This window comes from Croceicoccus marinus (genome assembly GCF_001661675.2).
Lineage (GTDB): Bacteria > Pseudomonadota > Alphaproteobacteria > Sphingomonadales > Sphingomonadaceae > Croceicoccus > Croceicoccus marinus.
In genome coordinates this window covers 2114594-2138566 of the sequence record NZ_CP019602.1, presented here as the reverse complement: position 1 = coordinate 2138566, position 23973 = coordinate 2114594, and the positions used below count along the sequence as shown (strand labels likewise).

The 23973-nt window shown below is 66.1% G+C and carries 22 protein-coding genes; 15 read left to right on the top strand and 7 right to left on the bottom strand.

The genetic code is table 11. The features are described 5' to 3' along the window. The first annotated feature begins 26 nt into the window (after positions 1–26). From A9D14_RS10235 to A9D14_RS10210, 6 genes are all read left to right on the top strand, one after another. A complete protein-coding gene (locus A9D14_RS10235) occupies positions 27–1403 on the top strand; it encodes a class II 3-deoxy-7-phosphoheptulonate synthase (RefSeq protein WP_066845997.1) in 1377 nt (458 codons plus the stop codon). A gap of 109 nt (positions 1404–1512) precedes the next feature. After that, positions 1513–2793 (top strand): ergothioneine biosynthesis protein EgtB, encoded by a 1281-nt coding sequence (egtB, locus tag A9D14_RS10230; RefSeq protein WP_066845993.1) that lies wholly within the window; start codon positions 1513–1515, stop codon positions 2791–2793. Positions 2794–2805: 12 nt separating this feature from the next. Continuing rightward, on the top strand, positions 2806–3810 hold the full coding sequence (egtD, locus tag A9D14_RS10225; protein ID WP_066845990.1) for an L-histidine N(alpha)-methyltransferase: 1005 nt from the start codon (positions 2806–2808) through the stop codon (positions 3808–3810). A gap of 224 nt (positions 3811–4034) precedes the next feature. Then, on the top strand, positions 4035–5060 hold the full coding sequence (locus tag A9D14_RS10220) for an aspartate-semialdehyde dehydrogenase (protein ID WP_066845987.1): 1026 nt from the start codon (positions 4035–4037) through the stop codon (positions 5058–5060). A gap of 6 nt (positions 5061–5066) precedes the next feature. Then, the gene (locus A9D14_RS10215) at positions 5067–5531 is read left to right on the top strand and encodes a GFA family protein (protein WP_066845984.1); all 465 of its coding nucleotides are present in this window, start codon (positions 5067–5069) and stop codon (positions 5529–5531) included. A gap of 88 nt (positions 5532–5619) precedes the next feature. Next, entirely contained in the window at positions 5620–6417 is a 798-nt protein-coding gene (locus A9D14_RS10210; RefSeq protein WP_066845981.1) for an alpha/beta fold hydrolase, read from the top strand. A 22-nt stretch (positions 6418–6439) separates the two neighbouring features. Here A9D14_RS10210 and A9D14_RS10205 read toward each other — a convergent pair whose 3' ends face one another. The 4 genes from A9D14_RS10205 to rpsF all read right to left on the bottom strand — a co-directional run bounded on the left by A9D14_RS10205 (position 6440) and on the right by rpsF (position 9236). Further along, entirely contained in the window at positions 6440–7879 is a 1440-nt protein-coding gene (locus A9D14_RS10205) for an AMP nucleosidase (RefSeq protein WP_066845978.1), read from the bottom strand. 145 nt (positions 7880–8024) lie between these two features. Continuing rightward, positions 8025–8639, bottom strand: a complete 615-nt coding sequence (gene rplI, locus A9D14_RS10200; RefSeq protein WP_066845975.1) for a 50S ribosomal protein L9 — start codon at positions 8637–8639, stop codon at positions 8025–8027. 14 nt (positions 8640–8653) lie between these two features. Next, on the bottom strand, positions 8654–8878 hold the full coding sequence (gene rpsR / locus A9D14_RS10195) for a 30S ribosomal protein S18 (protein WP_066845972.1): 225 nt from the start codon (positions 8876–8878) through the stop codon (positions 8654–8656). A 1-nt stretch (position 8879) separates the two neighbouring features. Further along, positions 8880–9236 carry a 30S ribosomal protein S6 gene (gene rpsF, locus A9D14_RS10190; protein WP_066845969.1) on the bottom strand — a complete coding sequence of 119 codons (357 nt, stop codon included), beginning with the start codon at positions 9234–9236 and terminating at the stop codon, positions 8880–8882. Between the two features lie 261 nt (positions 9237–9497). Between rpsF and A9D14_RS10185 the strand changes: the two genes are divergently transcribed. Together A9D14_RS10185 and A9D14_RS10180 are read left to right on the top strand one after the other, a co-directional pair. Then, entirely contained in the window at positions 9498–10865 is a 1368-nt protein-coding gene (locus A9D14_RS10185) for a DUF418 domain-containing protein (protein ID WP_157668189.1), read from the top strand. Positions 10866–10893: 28 nt separating this feature from the next. Next, complete coding sequence (locus A9D14_RS10180; protein ID WP_083987841.1) at positions 10894–12654, top strand: M28 family metallopeptidase; 1761 nt, start codon at positions 10894–10896, stop codon at positions 12652–12654. 4 nt (positions 12655–12658) lie between these two features. Here A9D14_RS10180 and A9D14_RS10175 read toward each other — a convergent pair whose 3' ends face one another. Then, positions 12659–14083 (bottom strand): glutamate ligase domain-containing protein, encoded by a 1425-nt coding sequence (locus tag A9D14_RS10175; protein WP_066845965.1) that lies wholly within the window; start codon positions 14081–14083, stop codon positions 12659–12661. A gap of 67 nt (positions 14084–14150) precedes the next feature. Between A9D14_RS10175 and A9D14_RS10170 the strand changes: the two genes are divergently transcribed. The 6 genes from A9D14_RS10170 (at position 14151) to A9D14_RS10145 (ending at position 19595) form a co-directional block, all read left to right on the top strand. Beyond that, on the top strand, positions 14151–15020 hold the full coding sequence (locus A9D14_RS10170; RefSeq protein ID WP_066845962.1) for an LD-carboxypeptidase: 870 nt from the start codon (positions 14151–14153) through the stop codon (positions 15018–15020). Between the two features lie 41 nt (positions 15021–15061). Next, positions 15062–16015, top strand: coding sequence for an ACP S-malonyltransferase (fabD, locus tag A9D14_RS10165; protein ID WP_066845951.1), 954 nt, complete (start codon positions 15062–15064; stop codon positions 16013–16015). Positions 16016–16053: 38 nt separating this feature from the next. Next, on the top strand, positions 16054–16815 hold the full coding sequence (gene fabG / locus A9D14_RS10160) for a 3-oxoacyl-[acyl-carrier-protein] reductase (protein WP_066845940.1): 762 nt from the start codon (positions 16054–16056) through the stop codon (positions 16813–16815). 200 nt (positions 16816–17015) lie between these two features. Then, positions 17016–17453, top strand: coding sequence for an FKBP-type peptidyl-prolyl cis-trans isomerase (locus A9D14_RS10155; RefSeq protein ID WP_066845937.1), 438 nt, complete (start codon positions 17016–17018; stop codon positions 17451–17453). Positions 17454–17958: 505 nt separating this feature from the next. Beyond that, positions 17959–19095, top strand: coding sequence for a DNA polymerase III subunit beta (gene dnaN, locus A9D14_RS10150; RefSeq protein WP_066845934.1), 1137 nt, complete (start codon positions 17959–17961; stop codon positions 19093–19095). Positions 19096–19223: 128 nt separating this feature from the next. Then, positions 19224–19595: a hypothetical protein gene (locus A9D14_RS10145; protein ID WP_066845931.1), complete on the top strand. Its 372-nt coding sequence runs from the start codon at positions 19224–19226 to the stop codon at positions 19593–19595. Between the two features lie 19 nt (positions 19596–19614). Here A9D14_RS10145 and A9D14_RS10140 read toward each other — a convergent pair whose 3' ends face one another. Both A9D14_RS10140 and A9D14_RS10135 read right to left on the bottom strand, forming a co-directional pair. Further along, positions 19615–20934, bottom strand: a complete 1320-nt coding sequence (locus A9D14_RS10140) for an FAD-dependent oxidoreductase (protein ID WP_066845928.1) — start codon at positions 20932–20934, stop codon at positions 19615–19617. Between the two features lie 84 nt (positions 20935–21018). Beyond that, complete coding sequence (locus A9D14_RS10135) at positions 21019–21840, bottom strand: alpha/beta fold hydrolase (protein ID WP_066845927.1); 822 nt, start codon at positions 21838–21840, stop codon at positions 21019–21021. A 133-nt stretch (positions 21841–21973) separates the two neighbouring features. Between A9D14_RS10135 and lepA the strand changes: the two genes are divergently transcribed. Then, complete coding sequence (lepA, locus tag A9D14_RS10130; protein ID WP_066845924.1) at positions 21974–23794, top strand: translation elongation factor 4; 1821 nt, start codon at positions 21974–21976, stop codon at positions 23792–23794. Positions 23795–23973 lie beyond the last annotated feature (179 nt).

Below are 23973 nucleotides of genomic sequence, written 5' to 3'. Positions count from 1 at the left end.
GGTCCGGCAGGCGATGGAGTGACGAAGTGAACAAGACGGCGGACTGGAGCCCCGAAAGCTGGAAATCGCAGGAAGCAAGGCATCTTCCCGCCTATGCCGACGCAGCGGCGCTGGCCGATGCGGAGCACAGGCTGACCCGGTTTCCCCCGCTCGTCTTCGCGGGCGAGGCGCGCGCGCTGAAGGCCGATCTGGGCGAGGTGTCGCAGGGCAAGGGCTTCCTGCTGCAGGGCGGCGACTGCGCCGAGAGCTTCGCCGAATTCCATCCCGACAATATCCGCGACACGTTCCGCGTGATCCTGCAGATGGCGGTCGTGCTGACCTTCGCCAGCAAGCAGAAGGTGGTGAAGGTCGGCCGCATGGCGGGCCAGTTCGCCAAGCCGCGCTCCAGCGATGTCGAGGTCAAGGACGGCGTCGAGCTGCCCAGCTATTTCGGCGACAACATCAACGACATCGCGTTCGAGGCGGAGGGCCGCAAGCCCGATCCCGAACGCATGATCCGCGCCTATAGCCAGGCCGCGGCCACGCTGAACCTGCTGCGCGCCTTCGCGGGGGGCGGCTATGCGAACTTGCGCCAGGTGCACCAGTGGACGCTGGATTTCATGGACCGCAGTCCGTGGGGCACGCGCTTTGCCCAGATGGCGGACCGCATCAGCGAGGCGCTCGACTTCATGGAAGCCTGCGGCGTCGATCCGGCGACCGTGCCGCAGCTCCAGGGCACCAATTTCTACACCAGCCACGAAGCGCTGCTGCTGCCCTACGAGCAGGCGATGACCCGCCGCGATTCGCTGACGGGCGAGTGGTACGACACCAGCGCGCACATGCTGTGGATCGGCGACCGCACCCGGTTCGAAGGGTCGGCCCATGTCGAATTCCTGCGCGGCGTCGGCAATCCCATCGGCATGAAGTGCGGCCCGTCGCTGTCGCCCGACGCGCTGCTGTCGATGCTCGACACGCTGAACCCCGGGCGCCAGGCGGGGCGGATCACGCTGATCAGCCGCTTCGGGCACGAGAAGGTGGAGGCAGGCCTTGCCCCGCTGGTCCGCGCGGTGAAGCGCGAAGGCCATCCGGTGGTGTGGTCGTGCGATCCCATGCACGGCAATGTCATCAAGTCGGAAAGCGGCTTCAAGACGCGGCCCTTCGACCGCATCCTGTCCGAGGTGAAGGGCTTCTTCGCGGTCCACCGGGCCGAGGGCACGCATGCAGGCGGCATCCATATCGAGATGACGGGGCAGGACGTGACCGAATGCACCGGCGGCGCGGTCGCCATCACCGACGACCTGCTGTCGGCGCGCTATCGCACGCATTGCGACCCGCGCCTCAACGCCGCGCAGTCGATCGAACTGGCCTTCCTGCTGGCCGAGGAACTGAACGCCGAGGTACTGGCCCGCCGCGACGCGGCGTAGGCAGGCGTTCCGGGGCAGGCGTTCGGGCCTCCTCATGTCCTTTGGGGCAAAGCACGGTTAATTTGCCGCGAGGCGGGCACAACTGCCCGTCTCGCGCATTTTACCCGCCATGGACACAGCCGCCCAGAAAACGCTCGTGCCCGGTAATGTGCATGCCGGGGGGGAGGCAGGACGATCTTCCAGGCCCGCACCCTCGCTCTCCGACAGTTTCCGATCTACCCGCGCGCTCAGCCTTGCCCTTGCCGAACATCTGTCCGACGCGGACGCCACCATCCAGTCGATGGAGGATGCCAGCCCCGCGAAATGGCATCTGGCGCATACCAGCTGGTTCTTCGAAACCTTCCTGCTGCGCGATCATCTGCCCGGCTACCGCCTTTTCGACGAACGCTTTCCCTTCCTGTTCAACTCGTATTACGAGGCCGAGGGCCAGCGCATCGCCCGCTTTTCGCGCGGGATGCTGTCGCGCCCGGCGCTGGACGAATGCATCGCCTTTCGCCGCGCCATCGACCACGCGATGGAATCGCTGCTGGGCCGCGAGGATTGCGCCCCGCTGATCGCGCTGGGCATCGCGCATGAGCAGCAACATCAGGAATTGCTGCTGACCGACATCAAGCACGCCCTGTTCCAGAACCCGCTCGGCCCCGCGATGTTCGATCGCCTGCCGGACACGCCGCAGCACAAGGGCGAAGGCTGGATCGAGCACCAGGGCGGCATCGCGCGCATCGGGCAGGACTGTGCCGACACGCGCTTCTGCTTCGATTGCGAAGGCCCGCGCCACCGCGTGCTGCTCGAACCGTTCCGCCTGTCGCGAAGCCTTGTCAGCAACCGGGAATGGGCCGAATTCATCGCCGACGGCGGCTATCGCGATCCGGCGCTCTGGCTGTCCGACGGCTGGGCATGGGTAAACCGCGAAGGGGTCGAGGCTCCGCTCTACTGGCACGGCGACGATCACTTCACCCTGGCCGGATGGCAGCCCCGCGACCCCGACGCGCCCGCCACGCATATCTCCTATTACGAAGCCGACGCCTTTGCCTCGTGGGCGGGAAAGCGCCTGCCGACCGAAGCCGAATGGGAAGTCGCCGCCGCGGATGCCGACCCGGCCGGCGGCCAGCAGATGGACCGCGCCGAAACGGTCCAGCCCGCCGCGACGCCCGACCTTTTCGGCAGCTGCTGGCAATGGACCCGCTCGGCCTATCTTCCCTATCCCGGCTTCTCGCCCGCCGAGGGCGCGGTCGGCGAGTACAACGGCAAGTTCATGAGCGGCCAGTTCGTGCTCAAGGGCGCCAGCTGCGCCACCGCGCGCGGCCATTCGCGCCCCAGCTATCGCAATTTCTTCTACCCCCACCAGCGTTGGCAGTTCACGGGCCTCAGGCTGGCACAAGACATCTAGGGAGAGTGCCCGATGACGGTTCAGCAAGCGCTGCGCATCGTTGACGAGGATGAAGCCGGCATCGACAAGGCATTCAAGCGCGACGTGCTGAAGGGCCTGTCCGAACCGCAAAAGGCGGTGCCGGCGCGTTGGTTCTATGACGAACGCGGATCGCAGCTGTTCGAGGATATCACCCGGCTGCCCGAATATTACCCGACCCGCGCCGAGAAGGAGATCCTGCGCGCCCACAGCGGCGATTTCCGCGCCGCCATCGGGCCGGGCCGCGCGGTGGTCGAATTCGGATCGGGCAGCTCGGCCAAGACGCCGCTTCTGCTGCGCGCGATCGAACCGTTGGCCTACGTGCCGATCGACATCTCGGGCGAATTCCTGCGCGCGTCCGCCGACCGGCTGGCCGAGAAGCTACCCGACCTGCCGATCCACCCGGTCGAGGCCGATTTCACCCGCCGCGTCACCATGCCGGCCGAGATCGACGGTACGGCGCGGCTGGGCTTCTTCCCCGGCTCCACCATCGGCAACATGGTGCCGCGCACCGCGGTCGACATGCTGCGCGAAATGCGCGCCACGCTGGAGGCGGGCAGCCCCGAGGGCGCGCCCCCGCTGCTGCTGATCGGCATGGACCGGATCAAGAGCCGCAAGCTGCTCATCCCCGCCTATGACGATTCGCAAGGAGTGACGGCAGCGTTCAACCTGAACCTGATCACCCGCATCAACCGCGAGCTGGACGGCACCATGCCGGTCGATGCATTCCGCCACAAGGCGGTCTGGAACGACGACATCGCCCGCGTCGAAATGCACCTGGAAGCCCAGCGCGACATCGCCTTCACCGTCTGCGAGCGCGAGTTTACCATGTCGGCAGGCGAAACGATCCATACCGAGAACAGTCACAAATACGGCCGCCGCTCTGCCGCCGCGCTGCTGCTGGCCGGCGGCTGGACTCCGCTCGAACGCTGGAACGATCACGACAGCCGCTTCATGCTGATCCTGGCCGAAGCCAGCCCGCTGCGATCTGCGCCCTAAGTCAGAACCGCGCGGCGGCGATCGGCGATGCGAGTTCGCCCGCGCCCCCTTCGGTCCGGCAAGCGGCTCCCGGGGTCCTGCGCCCGCCTGCCCAAGCCCCGCTTCGCCCCCTGAAGCCTGCAATTGCTTGCGCTGATTGCAGGCTTTGACTACCGCGCGCATTCCGCAGGCAGGGCCGGTGGAACTTCACGCAATTATCATTCACGAACAAGAAAGCAAGTATCATGGGTTATCGGGTGGCAGTCGTTGGAGCCACGGGCAATGTCGGACGCGAGATGCTGGCCATCCTCGCCGAGCGGGCCTTCCCTTATGACGAGATCGCGGCGGTTGCCTCCTCGCGCTCGGTCGGGACCGAGATCGAGATTGGCGACACCGGCCAGATGATCAAATGCAAGAATATCGAGCATTTCGACTTCTCGGGCTATGATATCGCGCTGTTCGCGGCAGGCAGCGGCCCCACGGCCGAATATGCGCCCAAGGCGGCGGCGGCGGGCTGCGTGGTGATCGACAATTCCTCGCTCTACCGCATGGACCCCGACGTGCCGCTGATCGTGCCCGAGGTTAACCCCGACGCGATCGACGGCTACAAGAAGAAGAACATCATCGCGAACCCCAATTGCTCGACCGCGCAGATGGTCGTGGCGCTCAAGCCGCTGCACGACGTAGCCAGGATCAAGCGCGTCGTCGTCTCGACCTATCAGTCGGTGTCGGGCGCGGGCAAGCAGGGCATGGACGAGCTGTTCGAACAGAGCCGCGCGATCTTCGTCGGCGACAAGCCCGAACCGGCCAAGTTCACCAAGCAGATCGCCTTCAACGTGATCCCGCACATCGACGTCTTCCTCGACGACGGGTCGACCAAGGAAGAGTGGAAGATGGTCGCTGAGACCAAGAAGATCCTGGATCCCAAGGTCAAGGTGCAGGCCACCTGCGTGCGCGTGCCCGTGTTCGTCGGCCATTCGGAATCGATCAACATCGAGTTCGAGAACGAGATCTCCGCCGAGCAGGCACAGGACATCCTGCGCGAGGCGCCCGGCATCATGCTGGTCGACAAACGCGAGGACGGCGGATACGTCACCCCGGTCGAATGCGTGGGCGATTACGCCACCTATATCAGTCGCGTGCGCGAGGATTCGACCGTCGACAACGGTCTTGCCCTGTGGTGCGTGTCGGACAATCTGCGCAAGGGCGCGGCGCTGAACGCGGTGCAGATCGCGGAACTGCTGGGACGCCGCCACCTCAAGAAAGGCTGACCCGCGATGGCAGCGCCCTCCACCACCGGACAGCGCGTGATGGAGGGCGGCTGCCAGTGCGGCGCGGTCCGCTACCGCGTGGCGGTAGCGGATGACGAGGCGTATCTTTGCCATTGCCGCATGTGCCAGAAGGCGACCGGCGGCGTCTCCATCGCGTTCAGGAACGTGGCCGCGGAAACGCTGCAATGGTCGGGCCAGCCTGAATGGTACGCCAGCTCTCCCATCGCGCATCGCCCGTTCTGCGCGCGGTGCGGAACGCCGCTGGGCTTCGCCTTTCTGGGCAGCAAATATCTCGACCTTACCGTCGGCAGCTTCGACGATCCGGGCTATTTCGTGCCAGTTTCGAACTGCGGTATCGAAAGCAGGCATGCCGCGTGGGAAGATACCAGCCATCTGCCCGGCGTGAAGGTCACCCAGCTCGATAGCGCGATCAGGGCATGGGGCAGCGCGGGGCTGCCCGTTCCCGAATAGGCGCCGCCCCGGACACGAGTGCATGTCCGGACAGGTCGGAACGAAGGCCGGGATTGGCGGGCGCGCGAAAGCCCGCTAGTCACCCGGCATGACCGAACCCAGCGACCTGCCCGTTTCCCTAGAGAATGTCACCGCCCGCGACGGCACCAGGCTTGCGGTGCACCGCATGGATCCCGCCGGCGGAGAGGGTAAGCCGCTGGTGCTGCTGCACGGGCTGTTTTCCAGCGCAGAGGTCAACTGGATCAAGTTCGGCCACGCGCGCCAGCTGGCCGAGGCGGGCTTCTCGCTCTTCATGCCCGACCTGCGCGCCCATGCGCATAGCGAGGCGCCGCACGATCCCGCCTGCTATCCGCCGTCGGTGCTGGTCAACGACCTCGAGGATGTGATCGCGCATTACGGGCTGGGCGAGGGCGGGGCGCCATACGATCTCGCCGGTTTCTCGCTCGGCTCGCGCACGGTGCTGGGCGGGGCGATCGCGGGGATGACCCCGCGCAGGCTGGCGTTGGTGGGCATGGGGCTTGAAGGGCTGATGGAATTCCGCCGCCGCGCCGGGTTCTTCATCGACGCCATCGACAATTTCGACACGGCGAAGCGCGGCGACACGCATTTCTTCGCCGTCTCCTTCATGAAGACGCAGAAGATCGACCGCGTTGCCGCCCGGCTGCTGCTGTCCTCCACCGGCCTTGCGATCGACCGCGCGCAGCTGTCGGTCCCGCAAATGCCGATCCTGGTGCTGTGCGGCACCGAGGACAAGGACAACGGCTCGCCCGAAGCGCTGGCCCAGGCGCTGCCCAACGCGCAGACGGCGTGGATCCCCGGCACCCACATGTCGAGCGTCACGGAAAAGGCGCTTGGGCGCGAACTGGTGAAATTCTTCGGCGACTAATCGCGCGCCGCACTGCCGGCCCTTATCGGAAAGGCGGTTCGTTGAACGCGCGCAGCTTGCGGCTGTGCAGGCGTTCGCCCTCTGCCTTCAGCAATTCGCAGCTCTTGATGCCGATCTGCAGATGGCCCGCGATCGCCTGCTCGTAAAAGCGATTCGCCTGTCCGGGCAGCTTCAGCTCGCCGTGCAGCGGCTTGTCCGACACGCATAGAAGCGTGCCGTAGGGGACGCGAAAGCGATAGCCCTGCGCCGCGATGGTGGCGCTTTCCATGTCGATGCCGACACCCCGCGCCAGCGACAGCCGGTCGCCGCTTTTGGATACCTGCAGTTCCCAGTTGCGGTCGTCGGTGGTGACGACGGTGCCGGTGCGCATGCGGCGCTTCAAATCGACACCTTCGGTCCCGCTGATCTCCTCGGCCGCCTGCGCCAGCGCCTGCTGCACCTCGGCAATGGCGGGCAGGGGAATCTCGGGCGGCAGCACGCTGTCCAGCACATGGTCGTCGCGCAGATAGGCGTGGGCCAGCACATAATCGCCGATCTTCTGAGTGTCGCGCAGCCCGCCGCAATGGCCGATCATCAGCCACGCCTCGGGCCGCATGACGGCCAGATGGTCGGTGATGGTCTTGGCGTTCGACGGGCCGACGCCGATATTGACCAAAGTGATCCCGCCGCCGTCCGGCGCGACCAGGTGATAGGCCGGCATCTGGTGCCGCCGCCACGCCGTGTCCGACAGCAGGCTGCGCGCATTGCTGCGCCTTTGGTCCAGGTACAGCCCGCCCGCACCCGACAGCGCGGTGAACTTCTCGCCGTCGAGCTGCTCCGCCGCCCAGTCGACGAATTCGTCGACATAGCGGTGATAATTGGTGAACAGCACATAGCGCTGCACATGCTCGGGATTGGTGCCGGTGTAATGCTGCAGTCGGGCCAGGCTGAAATCGGTACGTAGCCCGTCGAACAGCGACAGCGGCATCGGCTCGTCGCCGCGCACCACCGACCGGCCATCGGCAATCTCGTCCCCGATCAGTGCCAGTTCGGTCGCGGGGAAATATTGCGCCAGTTCGCGCGGGGATACGCTGGCAAGGTCGGCGGCGGCATCGCCGTCGAGCACATAGGGAAATGGAATCTCCTGCCGCGAGGGGCCGACGTCGATGTCGACCTCGTGATCCTCCATGATCAGCGACAATTGCTCGCGCAGATAGGGTGCGAACAGGCGCGGCCGGGTGATCGTGGTGACATAGCGTCCGGGGCGGGTCAGCCGCGCGAACGAACGGCCCACCTCGGGCGGCTTGCTGCTGCCCGAAAACCGCAGTCGCAGTTCGGGATAGGCATAGGTGCCGTCATTGCGGCGCGCACGCTCGGGAATCGTGCCGTCGGCGGCATAGGCGACCATGTCCCCGCGCAGCGCGGCGCGGGCCGCGTCATACAAAAGGGTCAGCTCGCCAATGATGTCGTCGGGTGTCTGCATCGACAACGACTAGCGCGCGGTTTCGGACATTTCAAAGGCAGGGGCGCGTTTTTGGTGCGGGAAATCCGCGCGGGGCAGCAAAAGGGCGCGAACGGCCATGCCGTCCGCGCCCCTGCTATACTCGTCGGAACGAGGGGAAGGCCGATCAGGCCTGCTCTTCGTCCTCGCCCTCTGCGGCTTCGGCTTCGGCGTCGGCGATCTCGCCGGGCTCCGCATTGGGATCGCGATCTTCGGTGAAACCGGTCTGTTCGGCCGATTCTTCCTCGAACATCGCGGCCAGCACGTCCACGCCTTCCGACTGAAGCGATGCTTCGTCGTCCGAACGCGCGACATTGGCCTTGATCGTCACATGCACCTCGGGGTGCAGCGCGATGGTCACGTCGAACATGCCGATGGTCTTGATCGGCTGCGCCAGGATGACCTGGCGCTTGTCGATGTCGTGGCCCTTTTCGTTCAGGGCGACGGTGATGTCGCGGACGCTGACCGAACCGTACAGCTGGCCGGCGTTCGACGACGCGCGGATCAGCACGATCTCGGTGCCGGCAACCTTGTCGCCCTGCTTTTCGGCGTCGGTACGGCGCTCGGCGTTCTCGGCTTCCAGACGCTCGCGATTGGCCTCGAAGACCTTCTTGTTCGCCGCATTGGCGCGCAGGGCCTTCTTGTTCGGAAGCAGGAAGTTGCGGGCGTAGCCGTCCTTGACGGAAACCACGTCACCGATGGTGCCGAGCTTCTCGATACGTTCCAGGAGGATGATGTCCATGGGTCAGTCCCTCCTTACTTGACGATGTAGGGCAGCAGGCCGATGTGGCGTGCGCGCTTGATCGCCTTGGACAGCTCGCGCTGCTTCTTGGCGGAGACGGCGGTGATGCGGCTCGGCACGATCTTGCCACGCTCGGACATGAAGCCCTGCAGCAGGCGCACGTCCTTGTAGTCGATCGCGGGCGCATTCTTGGCTGCGAAAGGGCAGCTCTTGCGGCGGCGGAAAAACGGACGGGCCATCTCAGCGATCTCCCTTGCGGCCGCGGCGTTCGCGGTCGTTCTTGCGCATCATGACCGACGGACCACCTTCGTGTTCCTCGACCTTGATGGTCATGTAACGGATCACGTCCTCGTTGATGCGGGTCTGGCGCTCCAGCTCCTCGACAACGTTGGCGGGCGCATCGATGTTCAGCATCACGTAGTGAGCCTTGCGATTGCGCTGGATCTTGTAGGCGAGGTTCTTGAGGCCCCAGGTCTCGGTCTTCACGACCTTGCCCTCGTTCGCCTCGACAATCTCGGTGGCGGTGTTCGCAAGCGCATCGACCTGGCTCTGAGAGAGGTCCTGACGCGCAAGGAACACATGCTCGTAAAGCGGCATGCGCTTGTTCCTTTATCTGTGCCGATCGCTGACCCTCGCCCCCATGGCGAAAGGCCCCTCCGGCTTTCTTGCAAATTCCCGCCCTGCCGGTTCCGCCGCGGATGCGCGGGCGGGGCTTGCCGGGAAGAGCGCGCCATACAGCCTCTGGCCGCAAATGCAAGGCGCGCCTGCCGCCGGCCGTTATCGGGGAAAGCGTTCGACTGCGCCCGATCGCGGTCTATCTTGCGGCGCGCGAATCACAGGGGGCGGCATTTGGCGGACATGGCAGACATTGCGGCAACGCCCGACCAGCCGCAAATGGACCGGCCCCGGATCGACCAGCCGGCGCCCGAACCGCGCATCAGGCCCGTCACCACCGACCGCATCGCCAGCCTCGACATCGTGCGCGGCTTCGCGGTGCTGGGGATCCTGGCCGCCAATGTCGTCGGCTTCGCGCGTACCGGGCCCTATTACTACTGGGGCATGCTCTATCCGCATGGGTTCTGGGAAGAGGCTGGCTGGCTGGTCCAGTACCTGCTGCTCGACGGCAAGCTGCGCGGGCTGTTCGCCTTCCTGTTCGGCGCGGGCATGGCGATCTTCGTCGAACGCGCGGCGGCAAAGCGCGGGATGGCGGGCGCGCTGCTGCTGCAGGGGCGGCGGCTGCTGTGGCTCGCGCTGTTCGGCGCGGCGCATTACTATTTGCTGTTCAATGGCGACATATTGCTCGACTATGCGATCATCGGGCTGGTCGCGATGCTGTTCCTGCCGCTGGGCACGCGCGCCCTGCTGTTCTTCGGCCTGTTCGCTAGTTTCTACATGGGCATCATGGCGGCCATCGCGCTGTTCCCGGCGGGAGAGATCGCCGCGCTCGAAGCGCCGCCCGCCAGCGCGGCGCGGCAGGATTACGACGCGCAGGTCGGCGCCATCGTGGAACAGAGCCGCGCCAGCGACCCGGTGCGCCAGTCCGGCAGTTTTGCCGATCTGGTCCGCTGGCGCCACGAAACGCGGACCGTATGGGGCCGGATCGCCTTCCTGCCGGTGACGGGGCCGGGTTACCTGGGGCTGATGCTGCTGGGCGCGGCGCTCTACCGCATGGGCTTCTTCTCGGGCGAATGGAGCAGGCGGGGCATGATCGGCTGGGGGCTGGGCGGGATCGCCGCCTCGGCGGTGCTGACATTGCCGCTGGCGTTCATGGCGATGGCCTATGATCATTATCCCGCGGTCAGCTACTGGGTGCAGTTCGGCCCGACCTCGCTGCTGCGCCTGCCGATGATCCTGGGATATGCGGCGCTGCTGGTCGCCTTCACCCCCGCGCTGGCCCGCAGCGGTTTCGGCCAGAGGCTGGCGGCGGCGGGGCGCATGGCGTTCAGCAATTACATCGCCTCGTCGGTCATGATGGGCATCGTGTTCCTGGGCTGGGGTTTCGGTCTCTACGGCGACTGGCACCGGCTGTCGCTGTGGGCCTGGTCCGCCGGCGGAATGGCGGTGATGCTGCTGTGGTCGCGGCCATGGCTGGATCGCTTCCGCTTCGGCCCGCTGGAATGGGCGTGGCGCTGCCTTACCTATATGCGGCTGTTCCCGATCCGCCGGGTCGATCCGGCGGCAAGTTCATTTGCCAGCCACGGTTCGCCTGCTAAACCGGGCGGATAGTCTCAGATGTAAGGATCGTCGTTCCAAGATGCGCAAGCTCATCCTCGCCGCCGCGCTTGCCGGTTGCGCCCTTTCGCCCATCGCCGCCCAGGCCCAGCAGGCTCCCCGCCAGAACTCCCCGCAGCAGGCCGCCCCGCAGCAGGCCGCGCTCTCGCCTGCCGAGCGGTCCGATCCCGCCGCCGCCGCGATCGACGCCGACCAGATCGCCGCGACCGTGACCTTTCTTGCCGACGATCTGCTGCAAGGGCGCGACACGGGCAGCGAATATTACGACATCGCCGCCGCCTATGTCGCCTCGCGCTACATGGCGATGGGGCTTCAGCCCGCCAATGGCGACAGCTTCATGCAGGACATCGTCTTTCGCAGCACCACCGCGGGGGATGCCGCGCTGTCCTACGCCGCCGGCGATGAAACGGTGCAGCTGGAAGCGGGCAAGGATTTCGTCGTCACGGGCAGCTATGCCGACAGGCAGGTCGACCTGACCGCGCCGATGGTCTTCGTGGGGCAGGGCATCCACAGCCCTGAAAACGGGATCGACGATTACGCAGGCGTCGATGTCGCGGGCAAGATCGTGGTGGTCGTCTCGGGCGCGCCCAAGGGCCTGCCGGGCGAGATCGCATCGACGCTTGCCAATACCAAGACCGAATATGCCAGCCAGCAGGGCGCGGTCGGCATGATCTCCATCCGCAACCTGGAATCGCTGGAACGCATGTCGTTCGACAAGCTGGCCACCTATCTTCAGGAGCCGCGCGAGACCTGGGTCGGCCCAGACGGCAAGGCCAATGTCGCGGACCCCAATCTGCGGTTTTCGGCCTATCTGTCGCCCGATGCGGCGGCGCGGCTGATCGCGGCATCGGGCCACGATTTGCAGGACATGCTGGAAACCTATGACGATGCCAAGGCGAAGACGCGCCCCGCCGCCTTCGACCTTGCGGGCACGGCCAGCGTCAGCGTTGCCAGTGAGTGGGAGGACAAGACCAGCGCCAATGTCGTCGCCATGCTGCCGGGATCCGATCCCGCGCTGGCGGGCGAATATGTGGTGATGAGCGCGCATCTCGACCATGTCGGCAACCACCTGTCCGATGCGGCAGAAGGCGACGCCGCGGAAGGCGAGGAGACCGACACGATCTATAATGGCGCGATGGACAATGCGACCGGCGTCGCCACCATGCTGGAGGTCGCCCGCGTGATCGCGATGGGCCCTAATCGCCCGCGCCGCCCGATCCTGTTCGCCGCCGTCACTGCCGAGGAAAAGGGCCTGCTGGGATCGGAATATCTGGCGAAGAATTTCGTGCGCGACGACGGAGAGCCGGTGGGTGTCGTCAATTTCGACATGCCCATACTGCTCTACGACCTTGCCGACGTGGTGGGCTTTGGCGCGGAGAATTCGACCATGGGCCAGACGCTGATCCGCGCGGGCGCCAGCACCGGCATCGGCGTGTCGCCCGATTTCCTGCCTGAAGAAAACCTGTTCACCCGGTCCGACCACTACAGCTTCGTCAAGGAAGGCGTGCCCGCGCTGTTCCTGATGACCGGTGTGCAGAACGGCGGGAAAGAGGCGTTCACCAATTTCCTCGGCACCAATTACCACAAGCCGACCGACGATCTGACGCAGGACCTCAACTGGGAATCGGCGCGCAAGTTCGCGCTGCTGAACTACCAGATCGTCAAGCTGACCGCGAACGCGGACGAGCGGCCGATGTGGTACGAAGGCAATTATTTCGGCGACAATTTCGCGCCGGACGCGCCCCGCGCACCCGCGCTGGCGGCATCGCCGGCGGCGAAGTGACCCGCTAGTCCAGCCGGTCCAGAATGGCGCGCGCGAAAGCGCTCAGCGTATCGTCGCGCGCGCCCATCACCACGATCCGGTCGCCTGGCCGCGCGATCTGGGCGATGCGCTTGCCCCCATCCTCGCGCGCGGCGAAATGTTCGGCGGGCTTGCCCGCTTCGGTGATCCACCGCGCCAGATCGGCCCCGCCGATGCTGCGGTCCACCGTACCGCCGAAATAGGCCGGATCGCACAGGACCACGCGGTCCTCGTCCTGCAATTCCTCGGCCAGCACCTGCGCCAGTTCGCGGCCCATCTGGCGGATCGGGCCAAAGCCATGCGGCTGGAAGAACGCGATCACGCGGCCCGGATGCGCCCGCAATGTTCGAAGCGTGGCACGCACCTTGTCGGGATTGTGCCCGAAATCGTCGATGACGGTGATGCCCGACGCGCTGGTCCCGACGATGTCGAAGCGCCGCGCGAGGCCGGTGAACCCGCCCAGCGCCTTCACCGCGACCTCGAACTCGACCCCCACCGCCATCGCCGCGCCCAGCGCCGCCAGCGCATTGGACAGATTGTGCCGCCCCGGCACCTGCAGCACCAGCTGTGCCACGCGCCCCTCGGCGCGGTCCAGCACGGTGGCGGAGATCCCGCTCGCTTCCTCGCGGATCGATCCCGCCGCCACGCCGATCCGCGCATCCGCCGCGTCAATGCCATAGGTGATCGCCGCGCCCGCCCGCCCGGCCAGCGCCAGCGCCTCGGCATCGTCGGCATTGACGACGGCCATTTGCGAGGCCGCCAGGTAATCGCCGAACAGCACGCGCAATTCGTCCATGCCCTTGTGGTCCAGGGTGACGTTCAGCAGCACCGCAACGCTGGGCCGGTAGAGCGCGATCGATCCGTCGCTCTCGTCCACCTCCGAAACAAAGGAGCGCCCGTCGCCAACCCGCGCACTGGCGAACACCGCGTCGTCCGAGCGGAAATTCTTCATCACCGCGCCGTTCATGATCGTCGGATCGCGCCCCGCCTGGGTCAGCACCCATCCGGTCATGCCGGTCACTGTAGACTTGCCGCTGGTCCCGCCGATGGCGATGCTGCGATCCGCGCCGTTGAACAGCGCGGACAGCAGTTCGGCCCGGCTCATCCGCTCGCAGCCCAGCTCCTTCGCGCGGCGCACTTCGGGCACCGTATCCTCGATCGCGGCGCTGGCGACCAGGATCTGTTCGCCGCTGGTCACGCCGCTGCCGTCCTGCGGGAACAGGGCGATGCCCTGCCGTTCGATCCAGGCGAATTTCTCAGGGCTGCGGCCCTGGTCGAAACTGCGGTCCGACCCCGCGATGCCCGCGCCGCGCCCGCGCAATATGCACGCCAGCGGCAGCATCCCCGACCCGCCGATGCCGCAGAAAAAGAACGGGCGCTTCAGCAGCGCGGAAAGATCGGTCTGGCTCATGACCACCGTCGCTATTGAAGCACACGGCGCTTGGCAATCCGCCGCCGCCGCCCTAGCACCGCTTTTCATGATCCGCGTCGCCATCTGTGCTCCATCCGCTTCCCTGCCCCGCGAACTGGCGGCAGAGGTTCAGCACGTCGCCGCAAGCTTCGGCGATGTCGAACTGACCTTCCACGACCAGTGCTTCATCGAACAGGGCCATTTCGCCGGTTCGGACCAGCAGCGGTTGGACGCGCTGGTCGAATGCGCGAACGATGCGAACTATGACGCGGTGTGGTTCGCGCGCGGCGGATATGGATCGAATCGCATCGCGCAGGACGCCATCGCCCGCATGGGACCCGTCGCGCAGGGCAAGATCTGGCTGGGCAGCTCGGACGGTGGCTATCTGCTGGGCGCGCTCTACAAGGCGGGGATCGGCCGGTCGGTCCACGCGCCCATGCCGCTCGACATCAGGCGCGACCACGGCGCGGACGCGATCGGCACGGTGCTGTCGTGGCTGTCGGGCGATACCGGCCAGCTCGAACCCCATCTCGACGGCAGGCCGACCGCCGCGTTCAACCTGATGACCCTGGCGATGCTGTCGGGCACGACGCTGATGCCCGACCTGTCGGGCCACGTGGTGATGGTCGAGGAGGTGAGCGAATATCTTTACGCCGTCGACCGGCTGTTCTTCCATGTCACCGCCAACCTGCCCCCGTCGGTGCTGGGAATCCGGCTGGGCCGCGTCAGCGACATTCCCGAAAACGACCGCGATTTCGGAATGACCGCCGAAGAAATCGCCCGCCACTGGTGCGATCGCAGCGGCATCCCCTTCCTGGGCACTGCGGATATCGGCCACGACGCGGCCAATCGCATCGTCCCGTTCGGCGTGACCGATCGCAATGCCTCGCTGGGGCTGGCCGGTTTCACCCTTGGCAAGCCGCGTTCCTGGCAATAACGCGCCGCATTCGACAACGCGGCCCCAACAGGAGAGAGACCATGCGCGCATTCGTATTCCCCGGACAGGGCAGCCAGAAGATCGGCATGGGCACCGACCTTGCCGCGTCCAGCGCCGCCGCACGCGAGGTGTTCGAGGAGGTTGACGACGCACTGGACCTCAAGCTGTCGGCCATCATGGCGGACGGGCCGGAGGACACGCTGACCCTCACCGAAAACGCGCAGCCCGCGATCATGGCAAACGCCATCGCCACGCTGCGCGTGCTGGAAAGGGATTTCGGCATCGTGCTGGCGGACAAGGCCGATTACGTCGCGGGCCACAGCCTGGGCGAATATACCGCCCTGTGCTCGGTGGGCGCGTTCTCGCTGCCCGACGCGGCGCGGCTGCTGAAGCTGCGCGGACAGGCGATGCAGGCGGCGGTGCCGGTCGGCGTTGGCGCGATGTGCGCGCTGCTGGGCGGCAGCGTTGAGGCTGCCGAGAGACTGGCCGAAGAGGCCGCGACCGATCCCGCCACCGGCGCGAAGGAAGTCTGCACGCTGGCGAACGACAATGATCCGACGCAGGTCGTGCTGTCGGGCCATGCCGGCGCGATCGACCGCGCGATCGTGCTGTCCAAGGAACTGGGCTTTCGCCGCGCGGTGCTGCTGCCGGTATCCGCCCCGTTCCACTGCCCGCTGATGGAACCCGCCGCCGCCAGGATGGACCAGGCGCTGGAAGCGACCATGCCCCATCCCCCGCGCCTGCCGGTGTTCGCCAATGTCACCGCCAAACCGGTCGCCGACCCTGAGGAGATCCGCAAGCTGCTGGTCGCGCAGGTCATGGGCCGCGTCCGCTGGCGCGAGAGCATGGGTGCGATGGCCGATGTCGGCGTGACGCATTTCGTCGAGCTGGGCGGCAAGGTGCTGGCTCCGATGATCAAGCGCTCGACCACCGATACCGATGTCGTCAGCGTCGTCACCATGGAAGATTGCGAGGCGCTGGCAAGGACCCTGTAAGGGCCGCCGCGCTTTCCCGAAACGAGAGGATACCCAAGATGTTCGACCTTACCGGCATGACCGCCCTTGTCACCGGCGCCAGCGGCGGCATCGGCTCCGCCATCGCGCGCAGCCTTGCCAGCCAGGGCGCTCGGCTGGCGCTGTCGGGCACCAATGCGGCCAAGCTGCGCGCCTTTCGCGAACAGCTGAACGACGAACACGCCCCGAAGGACGGCACCGACCACGTCGAGATCACCTGCGACCTGTCGAACCCCGTTCAGGTCGAGGAACTGGTCCCCGCCGCCATCGACACGCTGGGCAAGCTCGACATCCTGGTCAACAATGCCGGCATCACCCGCGACGGGCTGATGATGCGGATGAAGGACGAGGATTGGGAACAGGTCATGCAGGTGAACCTCAATTCCGCGTTCCGCCTGATGCGCGCCGCGACCCGCCCGATGATGAAGGCGAAGTTCGGGCGCATGATCTCGATCACCAGCGTCGTCGGCACCACCGGCAATCCCGGCCAGATGAACTATGCCGCGGCCAAGGCGGGGCTGACGGGCATGACCAAGAGCCTTGCGCAGGAACTGGCCAGCCGCAACATCACGGTGAACTGCGTTGCCCCCGGCTTCATCCGCACCGCGATGACCGACGTGCTGCCCGACGACCAGAAGGCCGCATTGAACGGCCGCATCCCGATGGGCCGCATGGGCGAAGGCGGCGACATCGGCGCGGCGGTTGCCTATCTGGCGTCGAGGGAAGCAGGCTATGTCACCGGACAGACGCTGCATGTGAACGGCGGGATGGCGATGATCTAAAAGGGGCGAGAAGGGGGTCCGGACCGCTCCGGGGGCATCCGTCCTCCGCACGGGGCAGGGTAGCCGACTTCGTTTGACATGGCGGCCCTGGCTTGCGACCATGCGGGAAAGCGGTGCCCACGGCGGCCTCAATGGCCGGGCGGCACCTGTCGAGCGGCGCTCTGCGAAGCGCCGGAACCCACAGATCCAAGGAACAGCCCATGGCCACTCCCAAGACCGGCGACACCGTCGTCATCGATTTTTCCGTAAAGACCGCGGACGGCAATGTCGTCGGCGGCACCGACCAGAACGGCCCGCAGGTCGTCACCATCGGCAAGGGCGAGATCATGCCCCAGATCGAGGCTGCGCTCGAGCATATGGAAGAAGGTGCGGAGCAGGACGTCACGATCGAGGCGGAGCAGGCCTTCGGACCCCGCCGCGACGAGTTGATCATCGAGATTCCGCGCTCCACCCTGCCGCCCGAACCCGCGCCGCAGCCCGGCATGACGCTGGCTGCCCAGCAGCAGGACGGCAGCGAGATGAACCTGACCATCGTGCAGGTGGGCGACGAGAGCGTGACCGCCGACGGCAACCACCCGCTCGCCGGCGAGGATCTGACCTTCGGCCTCAAGCTGGTGGAGATCAGGCAGGCCGCTTGACCACGCATCCATGACGATGACCGAACGCCCCGCATGGCTGCCGCCTGCGGGGCGTTTGCTTTGGTTGCGGACACGAAGGGGTTGCGGGCACGAAGGGGTTGCGGGCACGAAGGGGTTGCGGGCGTGAAGGGCGAGCGCCGCTTTTATTGTCCTACGCGAGGCCGCACGCCTAGACCCGTCACATGCATGACAGCCCCGCCATCGACACGAATGTTTTTCCCGGCACCCCATGGTGTCAACCCGGCCCCGCAAACCCCCGGATTTCCGCGGCGCAGGGAAGGGTGACAGCGGGTGTAGGACATGTCGCCTGTGTCAACCGCACGCGGGGCAGGGCGGGTGCCAGCGGCTGTGCGACCCGCGCTATCAACGGCTTTTATCCCCAGAATCGACCTGTTCCCGTTCCGTTCGCCTTGTTCGCAATGGCCCATCCGCTAGGAAAGTTCGACCGAAATTCTCGTCCGGTCGGGTTTCCATTCGCCGCCGGGCTCAGGGGGATCTGATTGAAATGAAGGCGACGATCGAACGGGCAACCCTGCTGCACAGCCTGTCCCATGTGCAGTCCGTGGTGGAACGCCGCAACACGATCCCCATCCTCTCGAACGTGTTGATCGAGGCTGCCGCCGACGGCAATGTCCGGCTGATGGCGACCGACCTCGACCTGCAGGTGGTGGAGGTGATGCCCGCCGCCTCGGTCGAGGGTGCGGGCGCGATCACCGTGTCGGCGCATCTGCTGTTCGACATCGCGCGCAAGCTGCCCGACGGCGCGCAGGTCAGCCTCGAGACGAGCGAGAACCGCATGATCGTCAAGGCGGGCCGCAGCCGGTTCCAGCTGCCCACCTTGCCGCGCGACGACTTCCCGGTGATCGTCGAGGGCGACCTGCCGACCAGCTTCGAGCTTCCCGCCGCGACCCTGGCGCAGATGATCGACCGCACGCGCTTCGCCATCAGCACCGAGGAAACGCGCTACTACCTCAACGGCATCTTCCTGCATGTCGCTGACGATGGCCCGAACGGTTCGGCCCAGCTGAAGGCGGCGGCCACCGACGGACACCGCCTTGCCCGCTTCACCATCGTCCGCCCCGACGGGGCCGAGGGGATGCCCGACGTGATCGTGCCGCGCAAATGCGTCGCCGAACTGCGCAAGCTGCTGGAAGAATCGCTCGACACCAATGTCGCGGTCGACCTGTCGGCTTCCAAGATCCGCTTCACCCTTGGGGGCGAGGGCGGCATCGTGCTGACCAGCAAGCTGATCGACGGCACCTTCCCCGATTACAGCCGCGTGATCCCGACCGGCAACGACAAGCTGCTCAAGGTCGATCCCAAGAGCTTCTTCGCCGGCGTCGACCGCGTGGCGACCATCGCCACCGAAAAGACCCGCGCGGTCAAGATGGCGCTCGACCACGACCGCGTGACGCTGTCCGTCACCAGCCCCGACAACGGCACCGCGGCCGAGGAGCTGGCCGCCGACTACGGGGCAGAGGGGCTGGAGATCGGTTTCAACGCCAATTACCTGAAGGACATCCTCGCCCAGATCGAGGGCGACAATGTCGAACTCCACCTCGCCGACGCGGGCGCGCCCACGCTGATCCGCCAGAACGCGCAGAGCCCCGCGCTATACGTGCTGATGCCGATGCGCGTCTGACGGTTCGGGGTGTCGGGCAACGCTGCTTCATCGCGGCGAAAGCCCGCCTCGTCCACAGCGCATCGGCGAAGGCTTGAACGCCCGCGGTGCGCTGCGCATGAGGCAGCTTCGATCGACGGAGAAACCGAATGAAGAAAACCGCCCTGGCGCTTGGCCTGATCGCCAGCGCCGCCCTGTCAGTCCCCGCGGCCCAAGCCCAGGGAACGACCAACCCCGACCTGCGCTGCGCCGCCTGGGCCATGCTCGCCGGCGCGCAGGAACAGGACGAGGGCAAGAAGAACGCGCTGGGCTTCATGATGGCCTATTTCATCGGCCGCTATGAACAGTCGTCCGGCGGCAAGGTCCAGACGCAGATCACGCCCCAGACGATGGAAGACGTGCTGGGCGACATCGACGAGGCGAACGCGGCATGCGGTGCGCGCGCCAACGATTTCGGCCAGCGGCTGCAGCAGACGCTGAAGGGCATGCAGGCGCCCGCCAGCCAGGCGCAGGGCCGCTGATTTCAGGTGATCCCGCCGGTCAGCGGCCGGCGCGGATCATCTCCTCTACCAGCGTGAATTTCTCGCGCGGGGCGCCGGACCGGGCGGCGGCAATCTCCGCCTCCTCGATCTTCTGCCAGTCGCGGAAGGTCACGATGTCCAGTTTGCGCTCGGCGGCAAGCGCGTCGAAGCCGGATCGGCCTGCCTTGCCTTCGGGCCCGATGGCGCCGCTGGCGATATCCTCCGCCAGCTTGGCGATGATCGCGAAACCGTCCGGCTTGTTGGTGCCGATCGTCCCGGTCGGGCCCCGCCGCGCCCAGCCGACGCAATACAGCCCGCCATCATCGGGCGAGACGGAAATGCGCCCGTCGTCACTGGCAAAGCGCCCGGCTCCCTCGTCGAAAGGCGCACCGGGAATGGGCGCGCTGCGATAGCCGATGGCCGAGATGACGAGGTGGCAGGGGATCATGTAGAATTCCCCTGTTCCGTTCAGCCTGCCATCTGTGACGATCGTACGCTCCACCTCGACCCCCTCGACCCGGTCGGTGCCGAGGATCCGCACGGGGCGAGCGAAAAAGTCGAAGCTGATGCGCAGCGGCTTGGCGAGATCATCTTCGGCGAACTGGCGCAGCCATTGAACCGATTTGCGCTGTCCTGGCTCCAGCGCCTCATCCGCGATTGCGGGGGGCAGGTCGCCGGGATCGACATGGGGCGCGGCCCGCTCCAGCTCGCGCAGCTCGCCAAGTTCCTTGGGCGTCATGGCGATCTGATGCGGACCCCTGCGGCCAAGGATGACGATCTCGTCCAGTTGCGACCCTTCGATCGCGTCGAGCGCATGGGCCACGATATCCGACCCAGCGAATTCGCGGCGGGTCTTGGAAAGGATGCGGGCGATATCCAGCGCGACATTGCCGTTCCCGATCACGACCGCGCGCCTGCCCGACAGGTCGGGATGCAGGTCTGTGAAACTGGGGTGACCGTTGTACCAGCCGACGAAGGACGCGCTGCCGATCACGCCGGGAAGGTTATCGCCCGGAATGCCCAGATCGCGATCATGCGGAGCGCCCGTGGCAATGATCACCGCATCGTAAAGCGCCTGTAGCTCCGCCAGCGAGATGTCCTTGCCGATGGCGATATTACCGACAAAGCGGACATTCCGGGTCAGAGCCGTCTTTTCGTATCTGCGAGAGACCGCCTTGATCGTCTGGTGATCGGGCGCGACGCCCGTGCGGATCAGCCCATAGGGCACCGGAAGCCGGTCGAACACGTCGACCCGAATGTCCTCGCCCCATTCCTTGATGGCGGCTTCGGCCGTGTAATAGCCCGCGGGCCCCGATCCGATAATCGCGATATGCCGCATCGATGCACTCTCCCGATCGGCGCTGCATGCGCCTTTTGCCAGAGGCTATCGCATGGACCCGAAAAGAAAAGGGGCGATGCGGTATCAGGCGGCCAGAAATCTGCGCAGCGCAGGCGCCACGCGTTCGGGACGCGCCAGCGACGACAGATGGCCGCCCGAACGAATCTCGATCTTCCGGGCATGCGGCACCAGGCAGCCGAGCATGGTGTGATGCGCATACGGTACGATCGCATCGTCCGCCACGCCGACCAGCGCGACCGGCACCCGCACGAACGGCAGCATGGGAGCAACGCTCCAACCGGTCAGCGCCAGCAGCTGGTTGCTGAGCCCCTGCGGCGATGGCGAGCGGAACCGGCGCATCAGCCCCGCACCCGCTCCGCCCTCGGCGATCAGCGCGCGGAAATTGTCGGCCAGCCGGCGCGGATGGACATATTCCTCCGGATCGAACAGGCGGCGGATCACCTCGGGATTGGTAGGCGCCACGGGCAGGCCCGAAGTCGTCGAGATCAGACCCAGCCGCGTCAGCTTGCGCGAGGCCTGGACCGCGATCTGCTGCGCCAGTGCGCCGCCCCAGGAAAAGCCGATGCAGTCGAAGGGCGTGCCGGGATGCAACGCCTCCATCAGATCGGTAACGGCAGTCGACAATCCGCACATCAGGAGGTGGGAATTGCTGTCCGGCGATCCTCCGCAGCCCGGCATGTCGGGGATCACCACGGCGCGGCCTTCCGGAGCGTCACGGCCGGGTCTCGCCAGTTCCAGCGCCATCGGTTCCAGCAATTCGGCGTTGAAGCCGATGCCGTTCAGCATCAGCAAGGGCGGCGTCTTCGGCCCTTTCCCGCCATTGTCCAGCAAAGCGGCGCGCATGGTCAGACCGCCGACGCTGATATTGCGATAGTCGAATTGCATGGGCCGTCCGCTAGCATGGGCGGCTGGCGCATGACAGCCTCCTTTGGATCAGGTGCGGCTCTATTGCGGGTCGCGCGCCGGGGCCGTTCAATCCCTGCTGACAGGGGGGCGCCGCGCTGCTAACGGCGCTGGCATGAGCACCGATCTCTCCACCATTCGCAATTTCAGCATTATCGCCCACATCGACCATGGCAAATCGACCCTGGCCGACCGGCTGATCCAGGTCACCGGCGGGCTGACCGACCGTGAGATGAGCGAGCAAGTCCTTGATAACATGGACATTGAGCGTGAGCGCGGCATCACCATCAAGGCGCAGACCGTTCGCCTGAACTATACCGCGCAGGATGGCATCACCTATCAGCTGAACCTGATGGACACGCCGGGCCATGTCGACTTTGCCTATGAGGTCAGCCGCAGCCTTGCCGCGTGCGAAGGCGCGCTGCTGGTCGTGGACGCGGCGCAGGGGGTGGAAGCGCAGACGCTGGCCAATGTCTATCAGTCGATCGAGCACGACCATGAAATCGTGCCCGTCATCAACAAGATAGACCTTCCCGCCGCCGAGCCCGAGAAGGTCAAGACCGAGATCGAGGACATCATCGGTATCGACGCGCAGGACGCGGTGCTGACCAGCGCCAAGTCGGGCATCGGGATCGAGGAAGTGCTGGAAGCCGTGGTCAGGCGCATTCCCGCGCCCACCGGCGACCGGGCGAAGCCGCTGCAGGCGCTGCTGGTCGATAGCTGGTACGATCCATACCTGGGCGTCGTCATCCTGGTGCGGGTGATGGACGGCGTGATGAAGAAGGGCGACCAGATCCGCTTCATGCAGGGCGGGACCCAGCACCTGGTGGACCGGGTCGGCTGCATGCGGCCCAAGATCGAGCAGCTGCCCGAACTTGGCCCCGGCGAGATCGGCTTCATCACCGCGCAGATCAAGGAGGTCGAGCAGGCCAAGGTCGGCGACACGATCACCACGGTGAAGGGCGGCGCGACGCAGGCGCTGCCCGGGTACAAGGAAGTGCAGCCGGTGGTGTTCTGCGGGCTGTTCCCCGTCGACGCCGCCGATTTCGAGAAATTGCGCGAAAGCATCGGCAAGCTGCGGCTGAACGACGCGAGCTTCTCGTTCGAGATGGAATCGAGCGCGGCGCTGGGCTTCGGTTTCCGCTGCGGGTTCTTGGGCCTGCTGCATCTGGAGATCATTCAGGAACGGCTGAGCCGCGAATACGATCTCGACCTTATCACCACGGCGCCGTCGGTGGTTTACCGGTTGCAGCTGTCCGCCTCGCGCACCGATGATGCGCGCGAGCTTTATCTGCACAATCCGGCGGATTATCCCGACGTCAACCGGATCGAGAGCATCGAGGAGCCGTGGATCAAGGCGGTGATCTACACGCCCGACGAATATCTGGGGCCGATCCTGAAACTGTGCCAGGACCGGCGCGGCGTCCAGCGCGACCTGACCTATGTCGGCGGGCGCGCGCAGGTGACCTATGAACTGCCGCTCAACGAGGTGGTGTTCGATTTCTACGACCGGCTCAAGAGCATCAGCCGCGGCTATGCCAGCTTCGACTATGAACAGATCGGCCTGCGCGAGGGCGATCTCGTCAAGATGAACATCCTCGTCAACAACGAGCCGGTCGATGCGCTGTCGCTGATCGTCCATCGCAACGTCGCCGAGGCGCGCGGACGCGGCATGTGCGAGCGGCTGAAGGACCTGATCCCGCGCCATCTGTTCAAGATCCCGATCCAGGCGGCGATCGGCGGCAAGGTGATCGCCCGCGAGACGATCGCCGCGCTGCGCAAGGACGTGACCGCCAAGTGCTATGGCGGCGACATCACGCGCAAGAAGAAGCTGCTGGAGAAGCAGAAGAAGGGCAAGGCGCGGATGCGGGAATACGGCAATGTGTCGATCCCGCAGGAGGCCTTCATCGCCGCGCTGCGGATGGGGGAAGAGTGACGGCCCGCGCCTAGCGCGAAGCGCTGGAAGCGAGAGCCGGTAACTCCGGCCGGCGGCCGCGCGGGCATCAGGCCCGCGGCGAGCCGTTCGACGTCATGGCCGCGGCTTTGCCGCGGCCAATTCAAAACACAACAAGCCCCAAGCCGTCAAAGGCCGACAGTCCAACCGGCCAAGGCAGT

Coding starts and splice junctions, on each gene's coding strand:
- egtB (WP_066845993.1), top strand. CDS start 1,513: ATGGACACAGCCGCCCAGAAAACGCTCGTGCCCGGTAATGTGCATGCC.
- egtD (WP_066845990.1), top strand. CDS start 2,806: ATGACGGTTCAGCAAGCGCTGCGCATCGTTGACGAGGATGAAGCCGGC.
- A9D14_RS10220 (WP_066845987.1), top strand. CDS start 4,035: ATGGGTTATCGGGTGGCAGTCGTTGGAGCCACGGGCAATGTCGGACGC.
- A9D14_RS10215 (WP_066845984.1), top strand. CDS start 5,067: ATGGCAGCGCCCTCCACCACCGGACAGCGCGTGATGGAGGGCGGCTGC.
- A9D14_RS10210 (WP_066845981.1), top strand. CDS start 5,620: ATGACCGAACCCAGCGACCTGCCCGTTTCCCTAGAGAATGTCACCGCC.
- A9D14_RS10205 (WP_066845978.1), bottom strand. CDS start 7,879: ATGCAGACACCCGACGACATCATTGGCGAGCTGACCCTTTTGTATGAC.
- rplI (WP_066845975.1), bottom strand. CDS start 8,639: ATGGACATCATCCTCCTGGAACGTATCGAGAAGCTCGGCACCATCGGT.
- rpsR (WP_066845972.1), bottom strand. CDS start 8,878: ATGGCCCGTCCGTTTTTCCGCCGCCGCAAGAGCTGCCCTTTCGCAGCC.
- rpsF (WP_066845969.1), bottom strand. CDS start 9,236: ATGCCGCTTTACGAGCATGTGTTCCTTGCGCGTCAGGACCTCTCTCAG.
- A9D14_RS10185 (WP_157668189.1), top strand. CDS start 9,498: ATGGCAGACATTGCGGCAACGCCCGACCAGCCGCAAATGGACCGGCCC.
- A9D14_RS10180 (WP_083987841.1), top strand. CDS start 10,894: ATGCGCAAGCTCATCCTCGCCGCCGCGCTTGCCGGTTGCGCCCTTTCG.
- A9D14_RS10175 (WP_066845965.1), bottom strand. CDS start 14,083: ATGAGCCAGACCGATCTTTCCGCGCTGCTGAAGCGCCCGTTCTTTTTC.
- A9D14_RS10170 (WP_066845962.1), top strand. CDS start 14,151: ATGATCCGCGTCGCCATCTGTGCTCCATCCGCTTCCCTGCCCCGCGAA.
- fabD (WP_066845951.1), top strand. CDS start 15,062: ATGCGCGCATTCGTATTCCCCGGACAGGGCAGCCAGAAGATCGGCATG.
- fabG (WP_066845940.1), top strand. CDS start 16,054: ATGTTCGACCTTACCGGCATGACCGCCCTTGTCACCGGCGCCAGCGGC.
- A9D14_RS10155 (WP_066845937.1), top strand. CDS start 17,016: ATGGCCACTCCCAAGACCGGCGACACCGTCGTCATCGATTTTTCCGTA.
- dnaN (WP_066845934.1), top strand. CDS start 17,959: ATGAAGGCGACGATCGAACGGGCAACCCTGCTGCACAGCCTGTCCCAT.
- A9D14_RS10145 (WP_066845931.1), top strand. CDS start 19,224: ATGAAGAAAACCGCCCTGGCGCTTGGCCTGATCGCCAGCGCCGCCCTG.
- A9D14_RS10140 (WP_066845928.1), bottom strand. CDS start 20,934: ATGCGGCATATCGCGATTATCGGATCGGGGCCCGCGGGCTATTACACG.
- A9D14_RS10135 (WP_066845927.1), bottom strand. CDS start 21,840: ATGCAATTCGACTATCGCAATATCAGCGTCGGCGGTCTGACCATGCGC.
- lepA (WP_066845924.1), top strand. CDS start 21,974: ATGAGCACCGATCTCTCCACCATTCGCAATTTCAGCATTATCGCCCAC.